Genomic DNA, 26,158 nt, shown 5'->3' with positions numbered 1-26,158 from the left:
CTCAATGGAAGACAACGTTGTCAAGAGGGGATAGCGTTGCGGTGTGGACGGTCGGGAGAAGCGGCGCAGGCCGACGATCGCGGACGTGGCGGCCAGAGCGGGCGTCAGCGTCAAGACGGTGTCGCGCGTGATCAACAACGAGCCGGGGGTGCGGCCGGAGCTGGCGGACGGCGTGCTCGCGGCGATCGGCGAGCTCGGGTTCCGCCGCAACCCGATGGCGAGCTCGCTGCGCTCCGGCCGCTCGACCTCCACGATCGGGCTGATCATCGAGGACCTGGCCAACCCGTTCTACGCGACGGTCGCGGCGGCGGTCGCCGGGGTCGCGCGCACCCACGACACGCATCTGATCACGGTCAGCTCCGGCGAGGACCCCGAGCTGGAGCGGCGCCAGTTCGCCGAGCTGTGCCAGCGCCGGGTCGACGGGCTGATCATCGTGCCGGCCGGGTCCGACCACGCCTACACCCGCGCCGAGGTGGAGATGGGCATGCGGATGGTGTTCCTCGACCGCCCGCCGTCCGGCATCCTGGCCGACATCGTTGTCATCGACAACGCCGCAGGTGCCCGGGCCGGCATCGTCGACCTGCTGGAGGCCGGGCACCGCCGCATCGGCGTCATCGTCGACTCCCCCGCCATCTACACGGCCCGCGAGCGGCTGGCCGGGGTGCGCGAGGCGCTCGCGGGCGCGGGCGTCCCCTACGACGACTCCCTGGTCAGGGTCGGCGTCGCGGACCCCGAGGAGGCCGCCCGCGCCGTCGCCGCCATGCTCGACGGCGGCGACCCGCCCACCGCGTTCTTCGCCGGCAACAACCGGATCACCGTCGGCGCGATCCGGGAGCTGTGCCGGCGGGGCGACGGCGCGGCGCTGACGGGCTTCGACGACTTCGAGCTGTCCTCGCTGATGCCCCGGCCGCTCACCATCATCGGCTACGACGTGCAGGAACTCGGCCGTGCCGCCGCCGTCCGGCTCTTCGAGCGGATCGGCGGGGACACCTCGTGGCCGGCGGAGACCGTCGTTCCCACCCGCCTGCTGCGCCGCGGTCTCGGTCAGTAGCCCTTGACCTCCGGCCAGGCGGGCTCGCCGCCCGTGCACCCGCTCCGGGCGCGGCCTAGGCCGGGCCGGGCACGGCCTCGACCGCGCTCAGCGGCGTGCCGGGCAGCGCGATCACGTCGGTGACGTGCAGCCCGGCCTCCCGCAGGACCGCCTCGTACTCGCCGCGGTCGCGCTCCTCCCCGCCCGGGAAGAGCGCCATCATCCGGATGTTCAGGTCGAACCCGAAGTGCGCGCGGCCGTCGTCGGGGAGCAGGATGTCCAGCGCCAGCACGCGGCTGTCCTCCCGCATGGCCGCGCGCACGTTGCGCAGGAGCCGGACGGCGTCCGCGCGGTCGAGGTTGTGGACGATGTTGGAGAGCACGTAGACGTCGGCGCCGGCGGGCACCTGCGCGAAGTAGTCACCGGGGGCGAACGTGCACCGGTCGGCGAGCCCCCGGTCGCGGAAGGTCGGCTCGGCGCGCTCGACGACGTGCTCGAGGTCGAGCAGGGTCCCGTGGATCTGCGGGTGCGCGGCCATCACGGTGGACAGCACGATCCCGGTACCGCCCCCGACGTCGGTGACCGTGCGGACGCCGGCGAAGTCGTAGGCGCCGACCAGCGCGTTGGCGGCGTCGCTGCTCCTGCTCGCCATGAAGGCGTCGAAGTCGCTCGCGGCCTCGGGGTTGCCCTCCAGGTACCCGTACATCGAGCCGTGCTGGACGACGAACGGGGACACGCCGTCGCGGACGGCATCGACGATGCCGCTCATCGCGTTCCACGACCCCGGCTCGCCCGTCGACAGGATCGCCCACCGCATGGACCCGGGCTCGTCCGACAGCAGGACCGCTCCCCGCTCGTTCAGCGCGTAGGCGCCCGCTCCGTCCTGGCCGGCGGCGTCCAGGAAGCCCATCGCGACCAGGGCGCGCAGCACGCGGGTGAGCTGATCGGGCCGGACGCCGCAGGCCGCGGCGAGGTCGGCGGCCGTCCGGGGGCCGTCCTTCAGCAGCCCGGCCAGGTCGAACCGGGCCATCGCGTACAGCGACGGGAAACGGTAGACGGCCTGGATCGCCTTCCATATCTCCGCCCGGGGATCGTCGCCTTCGACCATCAGCACCGGCTGGGACGGGGTGCGCACGAGCGGAGTGTTCAGGGACGACGGGGTCATCGCAAAGGCTCCTGTTCGAAGTCGTACTGGCAGGCGGGACGGTGGGCGTGGGCGTGGCGGGGTCAGATGCTCCGCTGGGTGCCGTGCCGGGCCAGGACGCGGCGTTCGACGGCCAGCAAAGCGGTGTTGAGGGTGAACCCGAGTACGCCCAGGACCACGATCCCTACCCACATGGCGGGGATGTCGTAGGTGCGCTGGGACTCCAGCAGCAGGCTGAAGCCGATCCCGTTGGTGGCGCCGCCCATCGTCTCGGAGACGACCATGAGGATCAGCGACAGCGACAGGCTCAGCCGCAGCCCGGCGAAGATCTTCGGCGCCGCGGCGGGCAGGATGAGGTAGAGCAGCCGGTGCGGGCCGCTCAGCCGGAACACCCGGGCGATGTCCTCCTGCACGGGCTCCACCGCGCGGGCGCCGTCGATGGCGGCGAGCAGGACCGGCCAGATCACCCCGAACACGATCGTCGCGACCTGCATCGGGGTGCCGATGTGCAGCAGCGCGAGCCACACCGGCAGGACCGCCGGCGGCGGGACCGCGCGGGCGAAATGGATCGCCGGCTCCAGCGCGTCCGCCAGGATCCGGATCCGGCCCAGCAGCAGCCCGGCCGCGATGCCGCCGACGGCGGCCAGCAGCCAGGCGCCGAGCATCCTGGCCAGGCCGGGGGGAACGTTGTCGATGGCCTGCTGGGTGAGCCAGAACCGGTCGGGCGGCCCGGAGAACCACAGTTCCCGCAGCTTGGCGGCGATCCGCGTCGGCGGCGGGAAGTAGGGGTCGGCGGCCGACCGCGCGGCCAGCTCCCACGCGGCGACGGCGACGGCGATCGGCACCGCCCGCGCGACCCCGGCGGGTACCTTCGAGCGGCGCTTCGGCTGGACCGCTCCACCCTCTTTCCCCGGGTCGTGCCCGGCGGGTCCCCCCGCAGGGGCGACCGCGTCGCGGGGGGCCGCTGATGCGTCCGTGCGTCCCGTCATGGCGCGACGGCCCGGTCGTGCCAGCGGAACAGCCGCCGCTTGCCCCACATCAGCACGGTGTCGACCACCACGCTGAGGACCCCCATCCAGATGATGGTCGCCAGCACCACATCGGTCTGGTCGACGCCGCTGTTGAGCGCGATCAGCCACGTGCCGAGGCCGCTGCCGCCGCCCGCCAGCAGCTCCGCGCTGACCGCCACGATCAGGCCGATGCCGGCGGCGACCCGGACCCCGGTGGCGATGAACGGGGCCGCGCTCGGCAGCGCGACCCGCCACAGCACCGCGAGGCGGCCGAAGCCGTAGGCGCGCAGCGTGTCGGTGGCGACGGGATCGACGTCGTGCAGGCCGTACATGGTGTGGATCAGGATCGGCCAGCAGCAGGCGTAGGCGATCACCGTCACCGTCATGCGGGTGTCGTCGCCGACGACCAGCAGGGTCAGCGGGATCAGGGCGACCGCCGGAATCGGGCGGAGGAACTCGACGATCGGGCGGATCACCGCGTCCAGCCGCGGCGAGGTGCCCAGGATCAGGCCCGCCGGCACCGCCAGCACCGCCGCGGCGAGCACCCCGGCACCCCACATCTGCGCGGTGGCCAGCACCGACCGCAGGAACGCGGCGTCACCGGCCAGGCGCACGGCGCGGACGAGAACCGTCGAGGTCAACGGCAGGACCGAGCGGTCCACCCAGCCGGCCCGGCCGGCGGCCTCCGCGGCCGCGCAGAGCACCGCGAACCCCGCCGCTCCCGTGACCCACCGGCGACCCGCCCGGCCCAACGAGATCACTTCGCCGCCGCCTCCGGGACGATCATGGGCTTGACGTCGACCTTCTTCTTCACGAAGCCGTACTGCAGCATCAGGTCGGCCACCCGCTGCAGCCGGACCGGGTTGAGCGAGGTGGGGTAGGCGCCCAGCGTGATCAGCTTCGCCGTGCCGGCGTCGATGCCCTTGACGTAGCTGGGCAGGATGTCGGTGACCACGGACCGGTCGGTGGCCGCCAGCTTCTGGGCCTTGCCCATGGCCCGCTGGAAGGCCGCGACGGTCTTGGGGTGCTTCTTGGCGTAGTCGTCCAGGACGCCCCAGCCGGCCATCGGGAAGGACTCGGTGGTGCTGCCGGGCTCGGCGGTGTCCAGCACGTTGCGCGCGCCCATGCCCTTCTGCATCGCGGTGATGAACGGGTCCGGCGTCCAGACGGCGTCCACCTGATGCTTGGCCAGCGCGGTCGGCATCTGCGGGAAGGGCATCTCAACCCATTTAAGGTCCTTCTGGTCGATGCCCCGGGTGTGCAGCGACGCTGTGATCATCAGCTGCCCCACCGAAAACTTCGAGGGGATCGCGATCGTCTTCCCCTTCAGGTCCTCCGCGGTGCGGATGGAGGACTTGGGACCGACCATGACCACGAAGGCGTTCTTGGCGGCCTGGTAGGAGTCGGCGATCAGGTGCCAGTGCGCGACACCCTGGTCGTCGGCCATAAACGAGGCCGTGTAGTTGTCCAACGAGATGTCCATGGCGCCCGAGCGCAGCTTGGGCACCGCGAACGAGCTGGACTGCAGCACCTCGGTCTTGACCGTCAGGCCCTCCTGCTTGAAGAACCCTCTCTTCTGCGCGATGGCCAGCGGCGCGGCATCGGGGATCGGCAGGATGCCGACGGTGATATGTGACTTCTCCAGGCCATTCGCGTTGTGTTCGGTGGAACTGCCGCAACCTGCGGCCGTGCCGGCGATCGCGACGCACGCAACGCCCGTGACCAGGTGGGACCGCCGCGAGCCGGGAGAGAAGAAGGCCCTCGGCGGACGCGGGGAGCCCGCCCGGTTCAGCGATAACCGGCGCCGCAGGTCAAGGGGGAAGACAGCCGTGGAACGGCTCCGAACTTTCATGGCGAAGATCTCATCGGAACCGGCGACCGGAAAGCAACAGGCGTTTAATTTGCGTTGATAAGGCGTTTCGACGGCAATCACGGCATTTGCTAGGCGTTTCGAGCACGGTCGCGCGACCCGCGCCGTCGTCCCGGAAGCGGCTTCCTGCCTGGTCAACCGCGTTTCCCGGGTGGCGGCACGGCCAGCGGCGGCGAACGCATTGGTAATGGACCGGTGCAAACCATTGCAAACGGTGGAATATTGATCGCCAGGACGCCACAATGTCTCCCGGTCCGGTCGAGCCTGGAGAGGAAGCCGATGACGCCTCGGCACTGGTTAGCTCGACTGCGCAAAAGCGCTGGTTACAGCAACCAGAACTCTCTCGCCGCGCAACTGGGCGTGCACGTGGCCACGGTCAGCCGCTGGGAGGCCGGCACCGCCTCCGTCGCCGACCGCCACCGTTCCGCGCTGGCCGCCGCCCTGGGCATCTCCCCGGGCGAACTCGACCAGCTCCTCCTCGACCCCGCCGTGGCGGAGAGGCGGGCCTCCGCCGACCACCGCGCCGAGGCGGCGGACGCCTCGGGCCCGCTCCGGCCCGCCGACCCCTCCCCGGTGCGCGCGCCGGCGTCCGTACCGGCGGCACTGGGCGCGTTGGGAACCGCGCCGGCCGACCCGATTCCCGCCGACTCTGTCGAGCTGCTGCGCATCGGCCTCGACCGCTCGGTGCGCGCGGCCGACACCTCCTTTCTCGCCGCGGACTGGGAGCTGACCGCCTACGAGCATGCCTGCGCGGTGCGCATCGCGCCCCCTTCCGCCTTCATCAGCGACATCGGCGTCGACATCGTCGACCTGCGCGAGTACCTCGACACCCACTCCGGCTCCGCGGACACTCAAGGGGACGCCCAGGGCGACGCCGGCGTCCACCGGTCCCTGCTGCGGGTGAGCGCCTGGCTGTGCGGGCTGATGGCGGTCGCGCTCACCGAGGTCGGTCAGCTCGCCGCCGCGTCCCGCTGGTGGCGCACCGCCCGCCAGACCGCCCGAGCCGGCGACGACCAGCGACTGCAGACGTGGATCTGCGGGCGCTGGGCCCTGGCCGCTCAGGCGACCGGCATGCCCTCGCTGGCGCTGCGGGTCACCGAGCAGGCGCGGGGGTCGGGCGACCACAGCCCCTGCGCGGGCTCGGCCGAGGTGCGCGCGGCCCGCGTCCTGGCCCTGGCCACCTCGAACAACCCCGCGCTGGGCCGGCTCGCGCTCACCGAGCTGGCCGAGCTGGAGCACCTGTTCGCTCAGCTCCCTGAGAAGGTCCGGAACGAAAGGGACGCCCTCTGGGGCTGGCCGGAGAGGCGGCTGCACGCCACCCGCACCGCCGTGCTGGTCATGCTGGACGACGACGGCAGGTCCCGCACCGACCTCACGAAGGACCTCCGGACGGAGCTCAGCGACCTGGAACCGGAGGCGATCCGCGAACGCGCCGAGGTGGAGCTCAAGACGAGCATGCTCCTCGTCAGCGCCGGGCAGGTCCTCGAAGGCCTGGAGACCGCGGCCGCGGCGCTCAAGGAGCTGCCGATCGAGCACCGCACCGCCACGCTGGCCTACCTGGCCCGCCGCGTGCACCAGCGGGTCCCGGAACGCCACCGCAACCACGACACCGCCCAGACGCTGCAGGCCTTCGCCGGCCACTACCGGCGCTGAGGCCGACCCTACAGCGGTACATCACAGGCGACCCAGGCGACCTCCCGGGCTCGTACTCGCCTCCCACAGCGCGCGACTGACGAACTCCCCCGCGAGGTGCGCGGAGATCTGCGGGCGGAACGTCAGAGGCCGGGGGGCCCGCTGCCGTTCCGACCGTTCAGGGCTCCCTGGAGAAAGACCTTCGTGATGGCGGTGCTGGCCTCCTCGGTGCCGAGGCGGCCCTGAAGGACGCGGGAGATCGCCCCTTCCAGAAGGGCGATGTAGAGCTCGACCAGCACGGTGGGCGGCAGGTCCTGGCGGAAGGCTCCTTCGGCGGCGCCGCGGGCGAACAGGTCGCCGAGCGGTCCGGTGAAGTGCCGGTCGGCCTCCTTCGCCACATCGGGGGGCTTGCGGAAGATCACCAGGCCGCGGTACTTGCTCGTGGCGCCGACCATCGCGCGGGTCAGGCGGGCGATCGCCTCGGGGATCGGGACGGTGTCCAGGTGAGCGTCGGCGATGCGCTCGGCCAGTTCCGCCAGTGCCGTCTCCGTCAGCGCTTCCAGCAGCGCGTCTCGGTTGGGGAAGTAGCGGTAGAGCGTCGCCCGGGCGACGCCGGCGGCCTCCGCGATGTCGGTCATGCCGGCCTGCTCGCCGCGCTCGGCCAGCACCCTGGCGGCCGTGTCGAGGAGTCCCTTGGCGACATGGTCGCGGAGTCTCGGATTCCTGGCCATCGGCAGCACAGCCTAGCGAGCGAAGGGCGGGACGTCCTTCACGGGCGGGTCGTCACGGCTCCTTGACGGCCGTGCCGTCGACCAGGCGGGCGGAGACGTCCAGAGCCGTTCGGCCAGTTCCGGGTCCTTTGCCTGCGGGTTGACCTTTCCTGGTGTGAAACCGTGGAAATAGGTGCCGTTCGGAGCCGGGATCTCGCCGGCCGATGCGAGCCAGATGAGGGGTTCGGCGCCGTCTTCGGCGGTGATGCGGAAGCGGCGCAGCGGGAACCGGTCGAACAGCGGGGCGAGCCGGGACTCGCTCGCGAACCGCGGATAGGTCGACTCGGGCCCTCGCGGACCGCGGACGCCCGGGTCGGGATGGACCGAGAACGCCTGGATATGGGGATCACGCTGTTGCTGCCGCGGCTGGAGGAGAGCGCCCGAAAGGCACCGGTGCGCGTGGTGACCACCGCGAACGTCGATGCGGTCGCGGCGCTCCAGCAGGTCGCGGGCGAGGCGCCGCACCTGGGCCAGATCGGCGTAGTCGGCGACGAGCGGTTCGGCGCCGGTCCCGGCGGCGACCCGCGCGGTGCGGACCGGTGAGCGTCCCACCGGGATCACGTCGGCTCCCTGCGCGGCCAGCCGGCGGGCCGGGGCGGCCCCGAAGCCGGAACTGGCCCCGGTGACCACGACGGTCTCGCCCGTCATGTCGATGCGGGTGCCAGGCCGTGCTGTTCTGCCCATGGCGGCTTCTCCTGGGAGGCGTGAAGGTCGCGGAGTGCGCCCGCGGCGGCGTGCGGCGTATCGTCCGGCCGGTCGACGTAATGAACAGCGCGCGCGGCACTCCCTGAGCGGGCGGAGTCGGCACCTTCCACCCCGACCGGGGGCGACAATAGGGCGATGGCGGATCTGGGCACGGGAGGAGAAGGGGCGCAGCCGTTCGCGCACCTCAGCGCGCCGAACGCGGCCCTGTACAGGGACGTGCTGCGCTCGTTCGCGCGGGCGAAGGAGCGGTTCATCGTCCATCTGCGTCCCGAGGACGTGGCGGCCGAGCTGCGGCGCGACGGCGACGAGCAGCTCGCGCAGGCGCTGGACAAGCTCGTCGAGTGGGGCAACCTGCGGGCCGACGCCGACACCGGCCGGGTGACCACCGTCGAGGACTTCCACCGCAAGCGGTTCCTGTACCAGCTCACCGCGGCCGGCCACGCCGCCGAGCAGGCGATCGCGTTCTACGAGGAGGCGATCGGGCAGCGCGGCGTGCTGCAGTCGGTGGCGCTCGCCGACATCGCCGACCAGCTCGCGGCCCTGTCCGCGCTGGCGGTGGAGGACGATCCCGATCCGGCCAAGGTCCACCTGCTGCTGCTCGCGCTCGCGGACCGGTTCTCCTCGCTGGCCGACAACGCGCAGGCGTTCATGTCGTCGCTGCGGCGGGCGATCGACTTCTCCGACGGCGACGTGGAGGGGTTCATCGCCTACAAGGAGAGGCTCATCGACTACATCAACCGGTTCATCGCCGACCTCGCCAACTCCGGCGCGCACATCGCCGGGCTGCTGGACGAGGCCGAGGCGCGCGGGCACGAGCGGCTGCTCGGGCTCGCGGCGCGGCGCGAGGCGTCCGACGCGGTCCCGGAGGGCGCCGACGCGGCCGAGGCGTTCGGGCGCGCGGAGGCCGCGGCGCTGGAGTCGTGGCGCAACCGGTGGCGGGGCCTGCGGGACTGGTTCGTCTCCGGCGGGACGGACCGCCCGTCGCAGGCGCGGCTGCTGCGCCAGTCGGCGGTGACGGCGATCAAGCAGCTCCTCGACACGGTGGGGCTGCTGAACGAGCGCCGCTCGGGCCGGTCCGACCGGTCGGCGGACTTCCGGACTCTGGCCCGCTGGTTCGCCGAGGCGCCGGACGAGGCGGCGATGCACCGGCTGTGGCGGGCGGCGTTCGGGCTGTCGTCCGCGCGGCACCTCACCGTCACCGCCGCGACCGTGGCGGAGTGGGACGAGGAGGAACCGCAGGGCGTGCCCTGGGCGGACGCCCCGCCGGTGCGGATCTCGCCGCAACTGCGCCGGACCGGCTCCTACGAGCGGCGCGGCAAGCCCAACCGGGTCCAGGACCGGACGGAGATGCGCCGGCTGCTGCGCGAGCGCGCCGACCGGGAGGCGGCGGAGACGGCGGCGGCGCGGGCCCGGCTGCGCACCGGCGGCCCCGTCCTGCTGTCGGAGCTGGGCGTGCTGGACGCGCGGGCGTTCCGGCTGTTCCTGTCGCTGCTGGGGGACGCACTGGCGGCGCGGCTGCCCGGCGATACCGAGGTGAAGACCGTCACCGGGGACGGGTCGATGGAGGTGCGGCTGTCGCTGGTCCCCGGCGGCGGGGAGGTGCGCGTCATGACCGAGGACGGCGTGCTCAGCGGGCCCGAGCACCTCATCGAGATCACCGACCTCCATGAAGGACCCGCATGAGCGACGAGCAGGACGCGCCGCGGCGGCGGGCGGCGCTGCGTGCGCTGCTGCGGCGCCCGCTGCTGACCGTCGAATCCGACCCGGAGGAGCTCGTGCTCGTCCGCCGGTACCAGGCCGAGCTGCGTGAATGGCTGAGCCGGGAGACGGGCTGGCGGCTGCAGGTGGACGCCGAGACGGCGCGGCTGTTCAAGACGGCGCCGACGCTGGAGGACGGCACGCATCCGGCGCGCGGCAAGGCCGGGGAGCCGTTCGGGCGGCGCCGCTACGTCGTGCTGTGCCTGGCGCTGGCGGTGCTGGAGCGGGCGGACGCGCAGACGACGCTGGGCCGGCTCGCGGAGGAGGTGCTGAACGCGGCGGCGGAGCCGGACCTGGCGTTCCCGTTCACGCTGGACGGCCGGGCGGAGCGCGCGGACCTGGTGGCGGTCGTGCGGCTGCTGCTCGGCTGGGGCGTGCTGCGCCGGGTGTCGGGGGACGAGGAGTCCTACCTGTCGGCGACCGGGGACGTGCTGTACGACGTGCGCCGCACCGTCCTGGCGGCGCTGCTGACGGGGGTCCGGGGGCCGTCCACGGTCGCCGCGGCGGGGTTCGAGGAGCGGCTGGCCGAGCTGACCGACGAGGCCGTCCCCGACACCGACGAGCTGCGCAACCGGGCGCTGCGGCGCGGCCTGACCCGCAGGCTGCTGGAGGATCCGGTGGTGTACTACGACGACCTGGACGACGCCGAGCGCGCCTACCTGGTGTCCCAGCGCGCCGCGATCACCCGCAGGATCGAGGAGGCGGCGGGGCTCGTCGCCGAGGTGCGGGCCGAGGGCGTCGCGATGGTGGACCCCGACGACGAGCTGACCGACGTGCGGATGCCCGAGCAGCGCACCGACGGCCATGTGACGCTGCTGGTGGCCGAGTACCTGTCGGGGCGGGACGGTGCCGGACGGGACGAGCTGGTCGCGTTCGTCCGGGACGCGGCGGTGCGGCACAGGTCGTACTGGCGCAAGGGCGTGACGGAGCCGGGGGCGGCGGAGGAGCTGCTGGACATCGCCCTCGGGAAGCTGGCGGCGCTGCGCCTGGTGGAGGTCGCGGCGGACCGGGTGCGGGCCCGTCCGGCGATCGCCCGCTACTCCGTGGAGGAACCGACCATCCGGGAAACGAAGGGGGCTGCGCGATGAGCGGCGCGCCGACCGCGACGTCCGAGCGCTGGAAGCCGCTGCGGGCGGGACTCGTCGACATGTTCTACTACGACGTCGAGGAGTTCGCGTTCCATGACGGGCGGCTGCTGCTGCGCGGCAACAACGGCACCGGCAAGTCGAAGGTGCTGGCGCTGACGCTGCCGTTCCTGCTGGACGGGGAGCTCGCCCCGCACCGGGTCGAGCCCGACGGCGACCGGCAGAAGCGGATGGAGTGGAACCTGCTGCTCGGCGGGAAGCACCCGCATCCGGAGCGGCTCGGCTACACCTGGCTGGAGTTCGGCCGCCGGCACGCGGACGGCACCGAGGAGTACCGGACGCTCGGCTGCGGGCTGAAGGCGGTGAAGGACCGCGGGATCGTCCGGCACTGGTTCTTCGTGACGACCCGCCGCGTCGGCGTCGACCTGTCGCTGGTGTCGGAGACGGGCGTGTCGCTGACGCGGGAGAAGCTGCGCGAGGCCGTGGAGGGGCACGGACTCGTCTACGACCGGGCGTCGGACTACCGGCGCGCGGTCGACGAGGCGCTGTTCGGCCTCGGCGAGCACCGCTACCAGGCGCTGGTGAACCTGCTGATCCAGCTCCGCCAGCCGCAGCTGTCGAAGAAGCCGGACGAGCGGCTGCTGTCGCGGGCGCTGACCGAGGCGCTGCCGCCGCTGAGCCCGGCGCTGGTCACGACGGTCGCGGAGGCGTTCCGCGGCCTGGACGAGGAGCGGGACGCGCTGCGGGCGCTGGAGGAGGCGCACCAGGCCGCCACCGGTTTCCTCGGGCACTACACCCGGTACGCGCGGATCGCCGCGAAACGCAAGGCGGCGGGGCCGCGTCTGGCGCACAGCCGGTACGAGCACCTCAACCGGGACCTCGCCGAGGCGGACGCGCGGTTCGCGGCGGCGGAGGCGGAACTGGACGAGGCCGGGCGGCTGCTGGCGGAGCACGCGGCGGAGAAGACCCGGCTGGACGCGCGCCGGCAGGCCCTCGAGGCCAGCCCGGAGATGCGCGACGCGAAGCGCATCGAGGAGATGGGCGAGGACGCGCGGCGCCGGGAGGCGTACGCGGCGCGGCTCGAACGCGACCGCGGCGACCTGTCCGGCGAGGTGGCGCGCAAGCGAGACCGGGCCGCGACGGTGCGGTCGCGCGCGGCGGAGGCGGAGTCCTCCTTCGCGACCGTGCGGGACCGTGCGGCGGAGCTCGCGGCGACCGCCGGGTGCGGGAGCGCGCACGCCGATGCCCTGCGCGGCTGGGAGACCGATCAGGGCGGGGCGCGCCGCGCCACCGCTGCGCTCGCCGACGACCGGTCCCGGGCCATCGCCGAACTCGACCGGCTGGCCGCGGAGGTGGCCACCGCCCGCACCCGCCTGGAGACCGCCACGGCGGAGGCGGAGCGGCTGCGCGCCGAACTGCAGGCCGCCGACGAGCGGATCGCCGGCGCCGAGGAGCGGGCCCGGTCCGGCGCGGCCGGCCTGCTGGACCGGTACGTCACCTACCTGGCCGGGCTCACCGAGATCGGGGTGGACGACCCGGACGCGGTGCTGGCGGGGCTGTCGGAATGGGCGGAGACCGCCGACGGCCGCAACCCGGCGGCGGCCGCCGTCGACGACGCCGCCCGGGAGGCCACGGCCGCGCTCGGCGGCCGGGTCGCCGACGCGCGGGCCCGGCTGCGGGCCGAGCGCGAGGGCGAGGCGGCGCAGCTGGCGGAGATCGGGCGGCTGGAGTCGGGCGGCCACGACGTCCCGCCCGTCCCCCACACCCGGTCCGGCTCGCGCGAGGGGCGGCCCGGCGCGCCGCTGTGGAAGGTCGTCGACTTCGCCGGGTCCGTGCCCGCCGACCACCGCGCCGGCCTGGAGGCCGCGCTGGAGGCGTCCGGGATCCTGGACGCGTGGGTGACGCCGGAGGGCACCCTGCTCGGCGAGGGCGACACGTTCGTGCTGGCCGGCGAGCCCGTCCAGGGGCCCTCGTGCGCGCTGGTGCTGCGTCCCGCGATCGACCGCGCCGACCCGCAGGCCGCCGCGCTGGGCGATGACGCGGTGCGCGCCGTCCTCTCCGCGCTGGGGCTCGGCCCGGGTGCGCGCACATGGGTGGCGGTCGACGGGCGGTGGGCCAACGGCGCCCTCGGCGGCTCCTGGCGCAAGGACGCGGCCGGGTTCATCGGGGAGGGCGCCCGCGAGGCCGCGCGCCGCGCCCGGATCGCCGAGCTGCGCACCGGCCTCGCCGAGACCCGGTCGCGGATCTCGGCGCTGGAGGCGGAGCTCGGCGACCTGGCCGCGCGGCGGGAGACGCTGGCCGCCGAGCACCGGTCCCTGCCCGATGACACCGCGCTGCGCGAGGCCCACGTCCGGCTCGCCGGGGAGCACCGCAGGCGGCGGGAGCTGGACGGTGACCACACGCGTGCGCAGGACGCCGAGGCGCGGCGCCGCGACGAGGTTTCGGCTGCGGCGGAACGGGCCGCGGAGTTCGCCGCGGACGTCGGCCTGCCGGACGGCGGACCGGAACTGGCGCGGGTGCGCGAGGCGGTCACCGGCTACCGGCTGGCGCTCGCCGAGCTGTGGCCCGCCGCGCGGGCGCTGCTGTCGGCGCGGGAGGCGGCCGGGGAGGCCGCCGGCGAGCTCGCGCTCGCCGAGGACCGGCTGGGCGAGGCGGCGGAACGGGCCGCGGAGGCGCGCGGGCAGGCCGACGCCGCGGCGGAGCGGCACCGGGCGCTGGTCGAGACGGCCGGCGCCGCCGTCGACGAGCTGTTCCTGCGGCTGGAGGAGGTCAGGCGGGCGCTCGCCGACCGGGACGCCGCTGAGCGGGCGGCCCGCGAGCGGGAGCGGTCCGCGCTGGCGGAGCGCGGCAAGGCCGAAGGGGCGCGCGAGGCGCTCCGCGAGCAGATCACCGAGGCGGTGGAGGTCCGAGACAAGGCGGTGGCGGAGTTCCGCGCATTCGCCGCCACCGGGCTGCTGCCCGTCGCCGTGCCCGGCCTGGACGTTCCCGACCCGGCGCAGGAGTGGGCGGCCAACCCGGCGGTGCTGCTGGCCCGCGCCGTCAACACCGAGCTGGACGCGGTCGACGACGGCGACGGCCCCTGGGACCGGGTGCAGAAGAAGGTCGCCGAGGAGCACAAGCTGCTGTCGGACGCGATGTCCCGGCATGGCCACTCGGTCGGCCTGACCCTCAGCGACGGGGTCATTGTCGTGGACGTGCTGTTCCAGGGCCGCCGCCGGGACGTGCCCGGCCTGGCGGAGGCGCTGGCGGCCGAGACGGAGAACCGGGCGCGGCTGCTGTCGGCCCGCGAGCGGGAGATCCTGGAGAATCACCTGCTCAACGAGGTCGCCGGCACCCTGCAGGAGCTCATCGCCGCCGCCGAGGACGAGGTGCGGGAGATGAACGCCGAGCTCACCTCGCGCCCGACGTCCACCGGGATGCGGCTGCGGCTCGTCTGGAAGCCCGCGAAGCAGGCGCCCGAGGGGCTGGACCGCGTCCGCGACCGCCTGCGGCAGACCATCGACGCCTGGTCGGCGGACGACCGGGCCGCCGTGGGCCGGTTCCTGCAGGAGCAGATCGCCCGCGAGCACGCCGACGACCCGGCGGCCGGCTGGACCGAGCAGCTCACCCGGGCGCTGGACTACCGGTCCTGGCACGCGTTCACGATCCAGCGGCTCCAGGACGGCCAGTGGCGTCCCGCGACCGGCCCGGCGTCCGGCGGCGAGCGGGTGCTCGCCGCGTCCGTGCCGCTGTTCGCCGCGGCGTCCGCGCACTACAAGTCGGCCGGCAACCCGCACGCCCCGCGGCTCGTCGCGCTGGACGAGGCGTTCGCCGGCGTCGACGACGACTCGCGTGCCAAATGCCTCGGCCTGCTCGCCACCTTCGACATGGACGTGGTGATGACCAGCGAACGCGAGTGGGGCTGCTACCCGCAGGTGCCCGGCCTGTCGATCTGCCAGCTGTCGCGGCGCGACGGCATCGACGCCGTCCTGGTGACGCCGTGGCGCTGGGACGGCCGGCAGCGCACCCGCGCCGACGTCCGCGAGCCCGAGCCGGTGGCCGGGCAGGGCGGGCTGTTCGGATGACCGACGCCGACCGGCTGCGGCGGCTGCTCGGTGGCCCGGACACGGCCTGGCTGGTCCGGCGCGTCCGGCAGCGGCTGGAACGGGGCCGCCCGCTCACCGGGACCGTCACGCTGGCCGGGGCCGCGCCCGGCCAGCGGCGCGCGGTCGAACTGCTGCTGGGGCGCCGCGCCGGCACGGGCACGTCGCTGTCGGTGTCCCTGACCGAGATCGACCGCGTGCTCCGCGACAGCGGCGCCTCTCCCGGCGGGCTGGCCGCCGCGGTCGAGGTCCTGGACGGTCCCGTCCGTGACCTGGCCCGCGAGCGGGCCGAGACGGCCGCCGCCTGGGAGGCGGCCTTCGGCCCGCTGGACGAGGTCGTCGCGGCCCGCTCCGAACTGGCCGGATGGCGCGGGCGGCTGGACTCCTCCGGGCTCGTCCGCCGGCTGGCCGCCGGGCCCGAGGAGGCCGCCGGCCTGCTGCGGGACCTCGCCCGGGTGGCGCGGGGACTGCCCGCCTCCGGCGTCCCGATCGGCCGCTTCGCCGCCGAGACCTGCGGCGACGCGCACGCCCTGGATGACGGACGGCCCCTCGCCACGCTGGCCGTCTCCTGCGCACGCGCCATCGCGGGCCTGCCGTTCCGCACGGACGGCGGCGCCGAGTCCCGCCGCGAGGCGTGGGCCGCCGTCGGGGTGCACCTGGATGAGCTGTCCTCCACCGTGCTGTGCCTGGGCCTGCCCGGCGACGGCGGCACCGCGACCGGGCGGATGCTGGCGGCGATGCGCGGCGAGCCGGTGTCGCTCACCCTGCGCCAGCTCCGCCGCCACCCGGCCCCGATCCCCGCCGGTCTGGTCCGCGTCTGCGAGAACCCCGTGGTGCTCACCGCCGCGGCCGATGCCCTCGGCCCGGCCTGCCCGCCGCTGGTCTGCTGCAACGGGCGCCCGTCGGCGGCGGTGTGGCGCCTGCTGGAACTCCTCGCCGGGGGCGGCGCCGAGTTCGCCTACCACGGCGATTTCGACTGGGGAGGCGTCGCCATCGCCGCCGCCGTCCGCGACCGGGTCGGCTCGCGCCCTTGGCGCCCCTGGCGTTACGACGCCGCCGCCTACCGGGAAGCGGCGTCCGGCACCGCCCTCACGGGACGCCCGTCCCCCACCCCCTGGGACCCGGCGCTGGCCGCGGCCATGACCGAACGCGGCGTCCGTGTGGAAGAGGAACAGGTTCTCTCCGACCTCGTCGGCGATCTCCGGGCCGGTTCCAGGTGAATTCGGGCGACCAAGCGCCGACTCTTCCGAATGCTCAAGGTGTGGGTGCCCGGCACGTTCACCGGGCACCCACAAGGGACAGACAAGTGGTTCGGATCCCACTGCTGGGCCGAGCATAGCGGCCGGCGACCGCTATGGTCCGGAGAGCGCGCGGAACGAAACCGAATGCTTCGTCATTTCCAGTCCGCCGGCCAAGGAAAAGAAGATCGCCTTTTGCGAACCGACCTACTAACGGCTCCATTGGCGGAGTTGCCCGATTCACCCGGCACGGAACGGCAGATGCCTCCGGACATTCCACCGGAATCGCCGCCGCACTTCCTTCCTTGGCCACTGTGAGTCACGTCTGCTATACGTATAGCCACCTCACTCGATGCGAAGTGAGGGAGGGGACATCCGGCGTCCACCCTGGGCCCGGGGCGTGACCACAAAGAAGAGGAATCACATGAACTCCTTCAGCTACACCGAGCTGGACAAGCTGGCCGGCGAGATCCTGCCGGAGCGGGCCGTGCTGTCCACCCTTCTCGTCGGTGGCGACAACGACAACGACAACCTCAACATCAACCACGGCGGCGGCCACGACGGCGGCACGACCGCGGTCGTCCCGAACTGCCAGAGCAACATCACCCACTCGCAGGGCGGCCTCGTCGGCGCGCTGGGGCTCAGCTCCGAGAACCCCAACTCGTCCTTCACCTGCGCCAGCAGCTCGGTGGTCTCGGGTCACTGATCCGAAGCGATGCGCTCGCGGGCTCCGGCCCGCCCGGGAAGGGCCGGCGTTCACTCGCCGGTCCTTCCCCCTTTTCTATGGCGCGGCGATTTCCCTGCTGCCCATAAGCCAGCGACGGCCGGTCCGGGCGGGGCCGCCGTTCAGGAGGCGTAGCCGCTCGACTCGGCCAGGTCGGCGGCGTCCTTCATCAGGTCGAGCACGATGGGGCCGAACGCGAGCAGTTTCTCGTCGTCGCCCGCGCGCTGGTAGCCCTGTTCCAGCACCACGCCGAGCTTCCATTTGGCGAGGACGAGGTAGTAGTCGATGTCGTCGACCTGGCGGCCGGAGACCTCGGCGTAGTGGGCGAGGAGCCGGTCGCGCGACGGCATGCCGCGCAGGTCGACGTAGCTGGCCTCGGACGCCTCGGGCGCGGCGGTGTCCTCCGGCCAGCTCTGGATCATCCAGCCGAGGTCGAGCTTGGGGTCGCCGACGGTGCCCATCTCCCAGTCGACGATGGCCGCCAGGCGGGCGGGCGCGCCGTCCCGGAACATCACGTTGGCGAACTGGTAGTCGCCGTGCATGATGCCGGGGACGTAGTCCAGGGGGCGGTGGGCCCGCAGCCACGCCGCGGCGACGTCGAAGCCCGGGAGCTCGCGGCCCTTGATCCGGTCGAGGAAGCGCGTCCAGCGGTCGACCTGCCGCTCGTGAAAGCCGTCGGGGCGGCCGAGGTCGTGCAGGCCCCTGGCCTTCCAGTCGACCCGGGACAGCAGGGCGATGCCCTCGGCGAGCTGGTAGCCGAGGCCGGCGCGGGCCTCCAGGTCGGTGTCGAAGGGGGCGGGCCAGCTCGTGCGGCCCATGGGGGACCAGCCGTCGACGAACCCCATGAGGTAGAAGGGGCGGCCGAGCACCGCGGCGTCCTCGCACACCGCGATCGCCTTGGTGTGCGGCACGTCGGTGCCGTCCAGCGCCTCGACGATGCGCCATTCGCGCAGGATGCCCTTGTCGCGGTCCGGGGGCGCCTCCGGCGGCGGGATCCGGATGACGCAGCGCTCGTCGCCCCGGACGATCTCGTGGATCTCGTTCTGCGTGCCCCCGGACAGCAGCCGGTGCTCGACCGGGGCGCCCTTGCCGGGCAGGCCGGCCTCGTCCATCCAGGCGGCGAGCCGTTCGAAGTCGATCACTGGTACTCCACCTCGCTGTCGGTGCGGCCGGCGGGCGCACGTCTCGGGCTCCGTCCCATTGCGCCCTCCCCTCCGGAGTGAGAATATCATTCTTGCAACAGAGAACGCTATTCTGATCTTGGACGGTGGACGACAGTGCAGCTCGGCGACCAGTTCCACCTCGGCATCGTCACCGCCGGCTTCGAGGCGACGATGGACAGGCTGACCTCGGTGTTCGGCTGTGAATGGGGCCCGGAGGTCGGCGGGCCGAGCACCGTGGAGCTGCCGTCCGGGCAGGCCGTGCTCGACCTGCGCTGCGCCTTCTCGACGTCCGTGCCGCGGCTCGAACTCGTCCGGTCGATCCCCGGGACGCTCTGGGAACCGACCCCGGGCGGCATCCATCACGTCGGCTTCTGGTCCGAGGACGTGGCGGCGGACACCGCGGACCTGGCGCGCGACGGCTACGTGCTCGAGGCGAGCAGGAACGGCCCCGACGGACGCCCGTTCTTCACCTTCCAGCGCAGCGCGACGGGGTTCCGCATCGAGCTGGTCAGCACGGCCGCGCGCGCCGGCCTGGAGCAGTGCTGGGCGTCCCCGGCGCAGCGGGGCGACCGTCCATGACCGCCGGCGGGCGGGCGGGCGACGTCGCGACCCGGATCGCGCAGCGCTCCCTCGCCAAGCGAGGCGCCGGCTACGCCGACGAGGTGCGGCGCCTGCTGGACGCGGCACTGGCCGTCATGAAGGAGCGCGGCACGGCGTCGCGTCCGCGCGTGGCCGACATCGTGGGCGCGGCCGGGCTGTCGAACGACGCGTTCTACCGGCACTTCCCCTCGAAGGACGCCCTGGTCGCGGCCCTCCTCGAGGACGGAACCGAGCGCCTGTACACCTATGTCGCCCACCAGATGGGCAAGGAGCCGGCGCCGGAGGCGAAGGTGCAGCGCTGGGTCCGGTGCGTGCTCTCCCAGGCTCACGCGGAGAGCGCCGCGACCGCGCGGGCCGTGCTGTGGAACGCGGGCGCGGTGAGCGAGGTCATCGGCTCCGCACCGCCGGTTCCCAGCGACCGCCTCGCCGAACTGCTGCGCGAACCGCTGCGCGAGCTCGGCAGCGCCGACCCCGCCTTCGACGCCTCGCTGGCCGCCTATACGGCCTTCGGCAAACTGGGAAGCTACGTGTGGAGCGAAACCCAGCCCACCGACCACGACATCGAGCGCATCACGTCCTTCTGCCTCCGCGCGCTCACGCCCCGAAACGCCCGCCCGCACCCCTGAGCGCGCGGCGGCCGGTGGCGGTCGCTCCGGACTTGCATGATCATGCCGGCATGGTCTCGAACATGATCGATGCGGCGGTGTCGGGCACCTGGCGGCTCGGCGACCTGGCGGTCAACCGGATCGGGTTCGGCGCGATGCGCCTGCCGCAGACCGGCACGGCGCTGATCCCGGACGCGGTGCCGCGCGACCGCGGGCAGGCGGTCGCGGTGCCGCGGCGGGCGGGTCGAGCTCGGCGAGCCGGCGCAGTTGGAGCTCGTTGGTGGGCGCCAGCCGGTGCCGGTAGATGGCGGTGACCAGCTTCTCCTTCGTGCCGAAGTGGCAGGCGACGGCGGAGGTGTTGCGCTGCCCGGCCGCGGCGGCGATCTCGCGCAGGGAGACGGCGTTGACGCCGCGCTCGGCGAACAGCCGTTCGGCGACCTCGATCAGGCGGGTCCGGGTGTCGGCTGCGGGCATCGGTCCAGTCTGCGGGGCCGGGGCCGGTCAGCGCAAAGCCGCGAGGCCGGACGGGCGGCGGGCCCGTCCGGCCTTCGCGCCGGGTTCAGCCGGCGCGGCGGGTCTGCTCGGGGACGTTGAAGCCGTTGACGCGGACGTCGGGCGTCGCGGACGTGGCGGAGTAGCGGGCCGTGATGGTCTGCTGCTCGCCCGGGAAGAGCGTGACGTCGTTGTCGCTCCAGCGGATCGGCAGCACCTGCTCGCCGCCGGCGAACAGGAACGTGCGTCCGCCCTTGGGGGGTGGACGGTGAGCTGCTCGCGGTACCACCAGTTCACGTCGAACTGCTTGGCCGGGACCTTCTTCATGTTGTCGTTGTCGAAGATGGCCGGGTAGCGGCCGTTCTCCAGCAGGCCCGCCATCAGCGTCTCGGGCCGGGACAGCGGCAGCCAGCCCTTCGTGGAGTAGTCCGGCCTGGAGATCTCGGCGCCGGTGTCGCGGGTGTCGGCGGACGACCGGATCGCCCGGCCGGAGGAGAGTTCCGTGGCCCCGGACGACCGGATCCGCTGCGCCGATACGGCGTGGGCTGCTCCTGCGTGGGCCGGGACGGCGGGGGCCGACGTCCCGGCGAGGGCGAGCGCGGCGCACAGCGCCGTGGTTCGAGTCCTGGACCCGCTCATGTGTCCGTCACTCCTTCGTGCGACCGGAGCCGGGCGCTTCCCGGCGGCTGGTGCCTTCATGCTCTGGCCGGGGGCACCCGCCGGGCCGTAGGGCCAGGACGCCAATGGGGGTAAGTGCTAGGCCCACTTCGCGGTGGGGGCGACGGCCGCCTGCGGCGCAGCGGATCCGCTTTCCCGGGGCGGTCCGTCCTCTTTTTCGCAAGCCCGTGAACGCTCCCAAAGGTGAAACCGAGCGAGCGGAATAGGGAGGGGCCTGCGGCCCGCATCTTAGTGCCAGACCGACAATACGGATAAATTAGGACAACAGAACTTCATTCGGCCCACCTGGAAGCGCCCGGCCGGCGCGAGGTGATCGGCGCTCCGGCATGGCCGAGGTGCACTAAAGGGCCCGCAGTGGTGCGTTATAAGGCCCACCGTGCAAGCCCCTTTCACCATCCGTGCGGCCGAAAGCGGACAACAACTCGGGCGTAACTTCTGTGTCGAGATCAAAGTTTACGGAGGCCCCCGGTCAACCCCCGAACAGGTCCTCTTGCGGACACCCGGCCGCCTCTGCCGTCACAACGGTCACACCGACCACGGCGTTCATGGCGACCGGAAAGGTTTCCTATCAAGCGAGTAGGTTTACTTTGGAACAGCCTTGTCTGGATTTCTCGGCGAATCCGTGGTTACCGTGTTCCCGTTCGCCGAGAGGTTCCGGCCGACACCGGATGAGGCGAACTCGATCACGGCGGCAATTGATCTTTGCGCGCGTAGGGCGGCACTCGAAACGCGCATTGAGAGCGGAGATCCTCATGGCGGATTTCAATTTCAGTGTCTTCTCGGCTGCCCCGGCGGCCGCGGCCGAGGACACGGCTCTCACCGATCTCCTCGCGGCGGCGGTCGGCCGAGCGCCCGCCCCGCGGCGGTGGCTGACCGGCCGGTCCGGCATGTGGTGCACCGCCGTCCCGAGCGGGGCACCGCACCGGCAGCAGGGCTGGAAACTGCACGTCACGGCCACCCCGGCGGCGGCCCCGCAGGTTCTGGAGCGCTGCCTGGAGGTGCTGCTGCGGGCCGGCTCGGCGTTCAAGTTCGCCGCCACGACCGACTACGTCGCGGCCCTCAACGCGCGCAACGCGCCGCGCGGACATTCGGGCAAGTTCATTACAATCTATCCCGAAAGTGATGACGAGGCCGTCCGGCTCGCCGCCGCGCTGCACGCGGCGACGGCGGGCCTGCCGGGCCCCCGCGTCCTTTCCGACCGGCCCTATGCGCCGGACAGCCTCGTGCATTACCGCTATGGCGCATTCACCGAGGACCGGCGGCTCACCAATGACGGGTTCTACGCCTGGATGATCATCGACCCGGACGGGAATCCGGTCGAGGATCGGCGTGCCGGCCGCTACACCCCTCCCCCGTGGGTCACCTGTCCCTTTCCCGACAATGGCAGACCCGTCACCCGCGCGGAAGGCGGTTCCCGAAAGCAGATCGTGATCGGCGGGCGCTTCGCGGTCCGGAACGCGATCCGCCACACCAACAAGGGCGGCGTGTACCGCGCCGTGGACACCCGCACCGGGGACGCGGTGGTCCTCAAGGAAGCACGCCCGCATGTCGCCGCGGATATGGAAGGCCGCGACACCCGGGACCGGCTGCGCGCCGAGGCCCGTGCGCTCGAACGCATTCAGGACCGCGGAATCGCGCCCCGATCGGCCGGATTGTTCACCCAGAGCGGGCACCTGTTCCTCGCGCAGGAGATGATTCCGGGAACGCCGCTGCGGGAATGGACGGCCGATCGCATCCGCGACGCCGGCTGGGGCCCGCACCTCGCCCCGGCGCTGGAGATGGCGCGCCGGCTGGCCGACCTGATGATCGAGGCGCACGCCGCCGGGCTCGTCCTGCGCGACTTCAACCCCAACAACGTCATCGTGCGCCCGGACGGCGCGCCGGTCCTGATCGACCTCGAGCTGGCGGCGGCGGCCGGCGGCGGCGAGGACGTCCCGCTGCGGGCGGGCACCCCCGCCTTCAGCGCGCCGGAGCAGTTCGACGGCGCGCCGCCGCACCCGACGGCCGACTACTACAGCCTCGGCGCGACCCTCTGCTACGTCCTCACCGGCGGCCCGCCCTTCTTCATGGAGGAGCGCCCGCGGCCCCGGCCGCTGACGCGGCGGCTCACCGAATGGCTGGCGGCCCGCACCCAGGACCTGGACCTCCCCGAGTCCCTGCGGACGGTGCTCGTCGAGCTGATGGCGGACGACCCAGGACGCCGCTGCACGCCGGCGCGGGCCCGCTCCGTCCTCGCCTCGTGCGCGCCGTCGCCCGTCCCGCCCCAGGCCCGCCGCGCCGCGACGGACCACGACGAGGACCCCGGCGAGCACGGCGAGGACGCGCCCGAGTGGCTGCTCGAGGCGTGCGACCAGGTCGTCAGGGGCCTCACCGGGCAGCTGCTCGCCGCCATGGACCCGGAGTCGGCGCAGGCGCTGTGGCCGATGTCCTGCGCGCACGGCGCGCCCGACCCGTGCTGCGTCCAGCACGGCGCCGCCGGATGCACGGGCGCGCTGGTCCGGTACTTGCGGCACTCCGACGACCCGCGCCTCCCCGACGCGTCCGCAACGGCGGCGCGCTGGATGCTGGACCGCCTGCGCGACGGCACCCGGCGGCCGTCCGGCCTGTACTTCGGGACGGCCGGCGTCGCGTGGGCGCTGCTCGACGCGGGCCTGGCGCTCGGCGACGGCGGCCTCGCCGACGAGGCGGTCGCGGTCGCGGAGGCGCTCCCCGGCACCGCCCCCGGGCCCGACGTGACCCACGGCACCGCCGGGATCGGCATGACCGCCCTGCACCTGTGGGCCCGGACCGGCCTGCCGCTGTTCGCCGAACGCGCCCTGGCCGCCGCGGACGCGCTGGCCGCGTCGGTCGAGGAGGGCCCGGACGGGCTCGTCTGGCGGACGCCCGCCCACGTGGAGTCCAAGCTCGCGGGCAAGTCGTACTACGGGTTCGCGCACGGCATCGCGGGCGTCGGCTGCTTCCTGCTCGCCTGCGCGGAGGCGACCGGCCGCGCCGAGCACCGGGACCTGGCCGTCCGGGTCGGGGACGGCCTGCTGGACGCGGCGGTCCGCACGCCATGGTCGCTGATGTGGGGCACCGGGACCGGCGACCCGCCCACCGCGCCGTACTGGTGCCACGGCGCGTCCGGCATCGGGACGTTCCTCGTCCGGCTGGGCGCGGCCACCGGCGAGGCGCGGTTCGCGGAGGCGGCCGGCCTGTCAGCCCGCGCGGTGACCGACCAGTCATGGCGTGCGGTGCTCGGGCAGTGCCACGGGCTGGCGGGCAACGGCGACTTCCTGCTCGACATGGCCGACGCCACCGGCGACGCGCGGTACCGGGCCGCCGCCTGGCGGCTCGCCCGGGTGATCATCGCGAGCCGCGCGCACCGCGACGGGCGGATCGTCCTGCCCGACGAGCGCGGGGACGTCTCGATGAGCTGGGGCGAGGGGCTGAGCGGGGTGCTCGCGTTCTTGGTCCGGCTGCGGTACGGCGGGGAGCGGCTCTGGATGGCCGACGGCGCGGCCGCGCCGGGCTCGGCCGAAGATGCGCTGGTTTCTGAAACGCACAGAGCCGGGGCGGCCGTCCGGGGGTCGGCGTCGTGAACGCGACCGCGAACAGCACCGCGCACAGCACCGCGCACAGCACCGCGCACAGGCGAAGGGGCGGCACGGCGGAGGTGGTCGTGCCCGCGCTCCCCCCGATCCCGAGCCGGTTCGCTCTCGCTTTCTCCGCGGGCGGCCGGTGGGCGGCGTGCCTGAGCGCCGTCGGCGACCGCGTGACGCTGGAGCGGTGGAACCTCGCCCGCGCCGTGCCGTCCCGGCGGGTGTTCGGCGGCGGGACCATCGCGTCCGGTTCCGGCCGCCGCGAGCCCGTCGATCGGCACAGCCGCCCGCTGCCGCTGGACGACGGCCGCCTCCTCGTCGTCCGCGCCGAGGCCGACGCCCACGGCGCGCCCGCCGGCCACGGGACCGTGGTCGCGGCGCAGGCCGGGCACGGCGGCACGACCGTCGGCCGGTCGTGGTGGGTGCCGTCGATGCTCGCCGGGTACGCGCTGGCGAGCCCGGGCGCCCCGCAGACCGTCGTCCTCGTCACCGTCGAGGACGAGCACCAGTCGCGGATCTGGGAGCTGTCGCTCGCCGGCGGGACCCTCGAACCGGTCATGGCGGTCCCCGGCGCGCTGTCGGGCGGCGTGTGGCTGGACGGCGGGCGCACGCTGGCCCTCGACCAGGCGACCGCGGACCACCGCGCCGACGGGATAGCCGTCGACCTGCGCGAACGCTCCTGGCGGCGGGTCTGGTCGGTGGCCGACGCGACGGCCGACCGGATCGTGGCCTGCGATCGCCGCACGCGGACCCTCGCGGTGACGACCGGCCGCCCCGGCGCCGAGTGGACCGGCGCGCTGCGGATCGGGCTGTGGTCGCCCGGTGGCGGGCGCGTCCGCTTCCCGGCCGCGCTCAACCGGCCCGGCACCGGCATGGTCCCGCTGACCTTCGACGACACCGGCGCGCACCTGCTGGTGGCCGAGGTGGCGGGCGCCGTGTCCCGGCTCCTGGTGCACACCCGCGCGGACGACCGGATCGAGCCGGTCGCCGTCCCGCCCGGGACGGTCGGGCCGCCCGCCTCATGGACGGGCGACCGCATCCACCTGCGCTTCTCGGCGCCGCACGTGCCGCCGACGCTGGCGACGGCAGTGGTGAGGGGGCTGGTGAGGGGGCACCGTCCGCCGGGCGCGGGCTGGGCGCCGGTGCGGCGGGCGCCGGACGTCGCGGCGGACTGGCGGACCGCGGAGCTGGTCGAGCTGGCGGGCCCGGCGGGGCCGATCGAGGCGATCGTCTACGGCGGCCCGCGCTGGCGCGAGCGGCGGCATCTGGTGCTGGCGCTGCACGGCGGCCCGCTGTCGGCGTGGCGGCTGGAGTTCGAGCCGCTCTTCCAGCACCTCGCCGCCGCCGGCATCGCGGTGGTGGCGCCGAACCAGCGCGGCAGCACCGGCTACGGCGCGCGGCACCTGCGCGCGGTGATCGGCGACTGGGGCGGGCCCGACCTGGACGACGTCGTCCATCTGGCGCGCGGCATCGCCCTGCCCCGGCGGGACGCCGGGCTGGCGGGACCGGTGGTGCTCGGCGGCAGCTACGGCGCGTACCTCGCGCTGCTGGCCGCCTGCCACAGCCCGGACCTGTGGTCCGGCTGCGTGGCGCTCGCGCCGTTCACCTCCGCCGGCGGCCTGTACCGCGACGCGTCCGCCCCCGTCCGGGACCGGGTCGCACGCCTCACCCGGCCGGACGGCGGCGCGGGCGGCGACGCGGAAGCGCGCGCGGGACGCGACGTCCTGCGGGCGTGCGCCGCGCTCACGGCGCCGCTGCTGCTGGCGCACGGGACCCGCGACGAGGTCATCCCCGTCGCGCACTCCCGGGCGCTGCGGCGGCGCCTCCTCGAACTCGGCAGGACCGAAGGGGCCGGCCTCGACTACCTCGAGGCCGACGACGGGCACACCGCCATCGTCCAGGCATGGTCCCCGGTCCTCCGGACGGCGGTGGTCCGGTTCTGCCTCGCGGCGGGCCGGATCCCGGTATCGACAGGTGAAGGGAGGTGAATG

General features: G+C 73.9%; 20 protein-coding genes. 11 read left to right on the top strand and 9 right to left on the bottom strand.

All coding sequences use genetic code 11. The features are described from left to right. Nucleotides 1-43 precede the first annotated feature (43 nt). On the top strand, nucleotides 44-1,051 hold the full coding sequence (locus F8568_RS20240) for a LacI family DNA-binding transcriptional regulator (RefSeq protein ID WP_151595141.1): 1,008 nt from the start codon (nucleotides 44-46) through the stop codon (nucleotides 1,049-1,051). Between the two features lie 55 nt (nucleotides 1,052-1,106). Here F8568_RS20240 and F8568_RS20235 read toward each other — a convergent pair whose 3' ends face one another. The 4 genes from F8568_RS20235 to F8568_RS20220 form a co-directional block, all read right to left on the bottom strand. Further along, nucleotides 1,107-2,195 (bottom strand): methyltransferase, encoded by a 1,089-nt coding sequence (locus tag F8568_RS20235; protein ID WP_151595140.1) that lies wholly within the window; start codon nucleotides 2,193-2,195, stop codon nucleotides 1,107-1,109. Between the two features lie 62 nt (nucleotides 2,196-2,257). Next, nucleotides 2,258-3,019, bottom strand: a complete 762-nt coding sequence (locus F8568_RS20230; RefSeq protein WP_328600968.1) for an ABC transporter permease — start codon at nucleotides 3,017-3,019, stop codon at nucleotides 2,258-2,260. A gap of 140 nt (nucleotides 3,020-3,159) precedes the next feature. Then, nucleotides 3,160-3,945 (bottom strand): ABC transporter permease, encoded by a 786-nt coding sequence (locus tag F8568_RS20225; RefSeq protein WP_328600967.1) that lies wholly within the window; start codon nucleotides 3,943-3,945, stop codon nucleotides 3,160-3,162. Then, nucleotides 3,942-5,192, bottom strand: a complete 1,251-nt coding sequence (locus F8568_RS20220) for an ABC transporter substrate-binding protein (protein ID WP_151595138.1) — start codon at nucleotides 5,190-5,192, stop codon at nucleotides 3,942-3,944. The genes F8568_RS20225 and F8568_RS20220 overlap by 4 nt, the downstream gene beginning before the upstream one ends. Nucleotides 5,193-5,333: 141 nt before the next feature. Between F8568_RS20220 and F8568_RS20215 the strand changes: the two genes are divergently transcribed. Continuing rightward, a complete protein-coding gene (locus F8568_RS20215; protein WP_151595137.1) occupies nucleotides 5,334-6,707 on the top strand; it encodes a helix-turn-helix domain-containing protein in 1,374 nt (457 codons plus the stop codon). A gap of 122 nt (nucleotides 6,708-6,829) precedes the next feature. On the opposite strand, the gene F8568_RS20210 is transcribed toward F8568_RS20215, so the two are convergent. Further along, nucleotides 6,830-7,417, bottom strand: coding sequence for a TetR/AcrR family transcriptional regulator (locus F8568_RS20210; RefSeq protein ID WP_151595136.1), 588 nt, complete (start codon nucleotides 7,415-7,417; stop codon nucleotides 6,830-6,832). 12 nt (nucleotides 7,418-7,429) lie between these two features. Continuing rightward, nucleotides 7,430-8,140, bottom strand: coding sequence for an SDR family NAD(P)-dependent oxidoreductase (locus tag F8568_RS20205; protein WP_151595135.1), 711 nt, complete (start codon nucleotides 8,138-8,140; stop codon nucleotides 7,430-7,432). A 156-nt stretch (nucleotides 8,141-8,296) separates the two neighbouring features. Here F8568_RS20205 and F8568_RS20200 point away from each other — a divergent pair, with 156 nt between their 5' ends. From F8568_RS20200 to F8568_RS20180, 5 genes are all read left to right on the top strand, one after another. Further along, entirely contained in the window at nucleotides 8,297-9,844 is a 1,548-nt protein-coding gene (locus tag F8568_RS20200; protein WP_151595134.1) for a TIGR02677 family protein, read from the top strand. Further along, the gene (locus F8568_RS20195) at nucleotides 9,841-11,007 is read left to right on the top strand and encodes a TIGR02678 family protein (protein ID WP_151595133.1); all 1,167 of its coding nucleotides are present in this window, start codon (nucleotides 9,841-9,843) and stop codon (nucleotides 11,005-11,007) included. The genes F8568_RS20200 and F8568_RS20195 overlap by 4 nt, the downstream gene beginning before the upstream one ends. Then, a complete protein-coding gene (locus tag F8568_RS20190) occupies nucleotides 11,004-15,068 on the top strand; it encodes a TIGR02680 family protein (RefSeq protein ID WP_151595132.1) in 4,065 nt (1,354 codons plus the stop codon). The genes F8568_RS20195 and F8568_RS20190 overlap by 4 nt, the downstream gene beginning before the upstream one ends. Further along, nucleotides 15,065-16,306, top strand: coding sequence for a TIGR02679 family protein (locus F8568_RS20185; protein ID WP_151595131.1), 1,242 nt, complete (start codon nucleotides 15,065-15,067; stop codon nucleotides 16,304-16,306). The genes F8568_RS20190 and F8568_RS20185 overlap by 4 nt, the downstream gene beginning before the upstream one ends. A 442-nt stretch (nucleotides 16,307-16,748) precedes the next feature. After that, nucleotides 16,749-17,030, top strand: a complete 282-nt coding sequence (locus F8568_RS20180) for a hypothetical protein (RefSeq protein WP_151595130.1) — start codon at nucleotides 16,749-16,751, stop codon at nucleotides 17,028-17,030. A gap of 140 nt (nucleotides 17,031-17,170) precedes the next feature. Here F8568_RS20180 and F8568_RS20175 read toward each other — a convergent pair whose 3' ends face one another. Next, entirely contained in the window at nucleotides 17,171-18,190 is a 1,020-nt protein-coding gene (locus F8568_RS20175; protein ID WP_202125177.1) for a phosphotransferase family protein, read from the bottom strand. Nucleotides 18,191-18,325: 135 nt separating this feature from the next. Here F8568_RS20175 and F8568_RS20170 point away from each other — a divergent pair, with 135 nt between their 5' ends. Together F8568_RS20170 and F8568_RS20165 are read left to right on the top strand one after the other, a co-directional pair. Further along, a complete protein-coding gene (locus tag F8568_RS20170; RefSeq protein WP_151595128.1) occupies nucleotides 18,326-18,790 on the top strand; it encodes a VOC family protein in 465 nt (154 codons plus the stop codon). After that, nucleotides 18,787-19,437, top strand: a complete 651-nt coding sequence (locus F8568_RS20165; protein ID WP_151595127.1) for a TetR/AcrR family transcriptional regulator — start codon at nucleotides 18,787-18,789, stop codon at nucleotides 19,435-19,437. The genes F8568_RS20170 and F8568_RS20165 overlap by 4 nt, the downstream gene beginning before the upstream one ends. Before the next feature lie 111 nt (nucleotides 19,438-19,548). Here F8568_RS20165 and F8568_RS46895 read toward each other — a convergent pair whose 3' ends face one another. Both F8568_RS46895 and F8568_RS20155 read right to left on the bottom strand, forming a co-directional pair. Then, entirely contained in the window at nucleotides 19,549-19,890 is a 342-nt protein-coding gene (locus F8568_RS46895) for a TetR/AcrR family transcriptional regulator (RefSeq protein ID WP_202125176.1), read from the bottom strand. 85 nt (nucleotides 19,891-19,975) lie between these two features. Beyond that, nucleotides 19,976-20,197, bottom strand: a complete 222-nt coding sequence (locus F8568_RS20155) for a hypothetical protein (protein WP_151595126.1) — start codon at nucleotides 20,195-20,197, stop codon at nucleotides 19,976-19,978. Nucleotides 20,198-21,338: 1,141 nt separating this feature from the next. Between F8568_RS20155 and lanL the strand changes: the two genes are divergently transcribed. Further along, nucleotides 21,339-24,167 carry a class IV lanthionine synthetase LanL gene (gene lanL / locus F8568_RS20150; RefSeq protein ID WP_151595125.1) on the top strand — a complete coding sequence of 943 codons (2,829 nt, stop codon included), beginning with the start codon at nucleotides 21,339-21,341 and terminating at the stop codon, nucleotides 24,165-24,167. Next, the gene (locus tag F8568_RS50490; protein ID WP_151595124.1) at nucleotides 24,164-26,155 is read left to right on the top strand and encodes a S9 family peptidase; all 1,992 of its coding nucleotides are present in this window, start codon (nucleotides 24,164-24,166) and stop codon (nucleotides 26,153-26,155) included. Before lanL ends, F8568_RS50490 begins: the two co-directional genes overlap by 4 nt. Nucleotides 26,156-26,158 lie beyond the last annotated feature (3 nt).

The sequence above is a fragment of the Actinomadura physcomitrii genome (assembly GCF_008923205.2).
GTDB classification, from domain to species: Bacteria; Actinomycetota; Actinomycetes; order Streptosporangiales; family Streptosporangiaceae; genus Spirillospora; species Spirillospora physcomitrii.
Note: the sequence above shows the minus strand (reverse complement) of the source record. Positions and strands in the feature narration are given on the sequence as shown.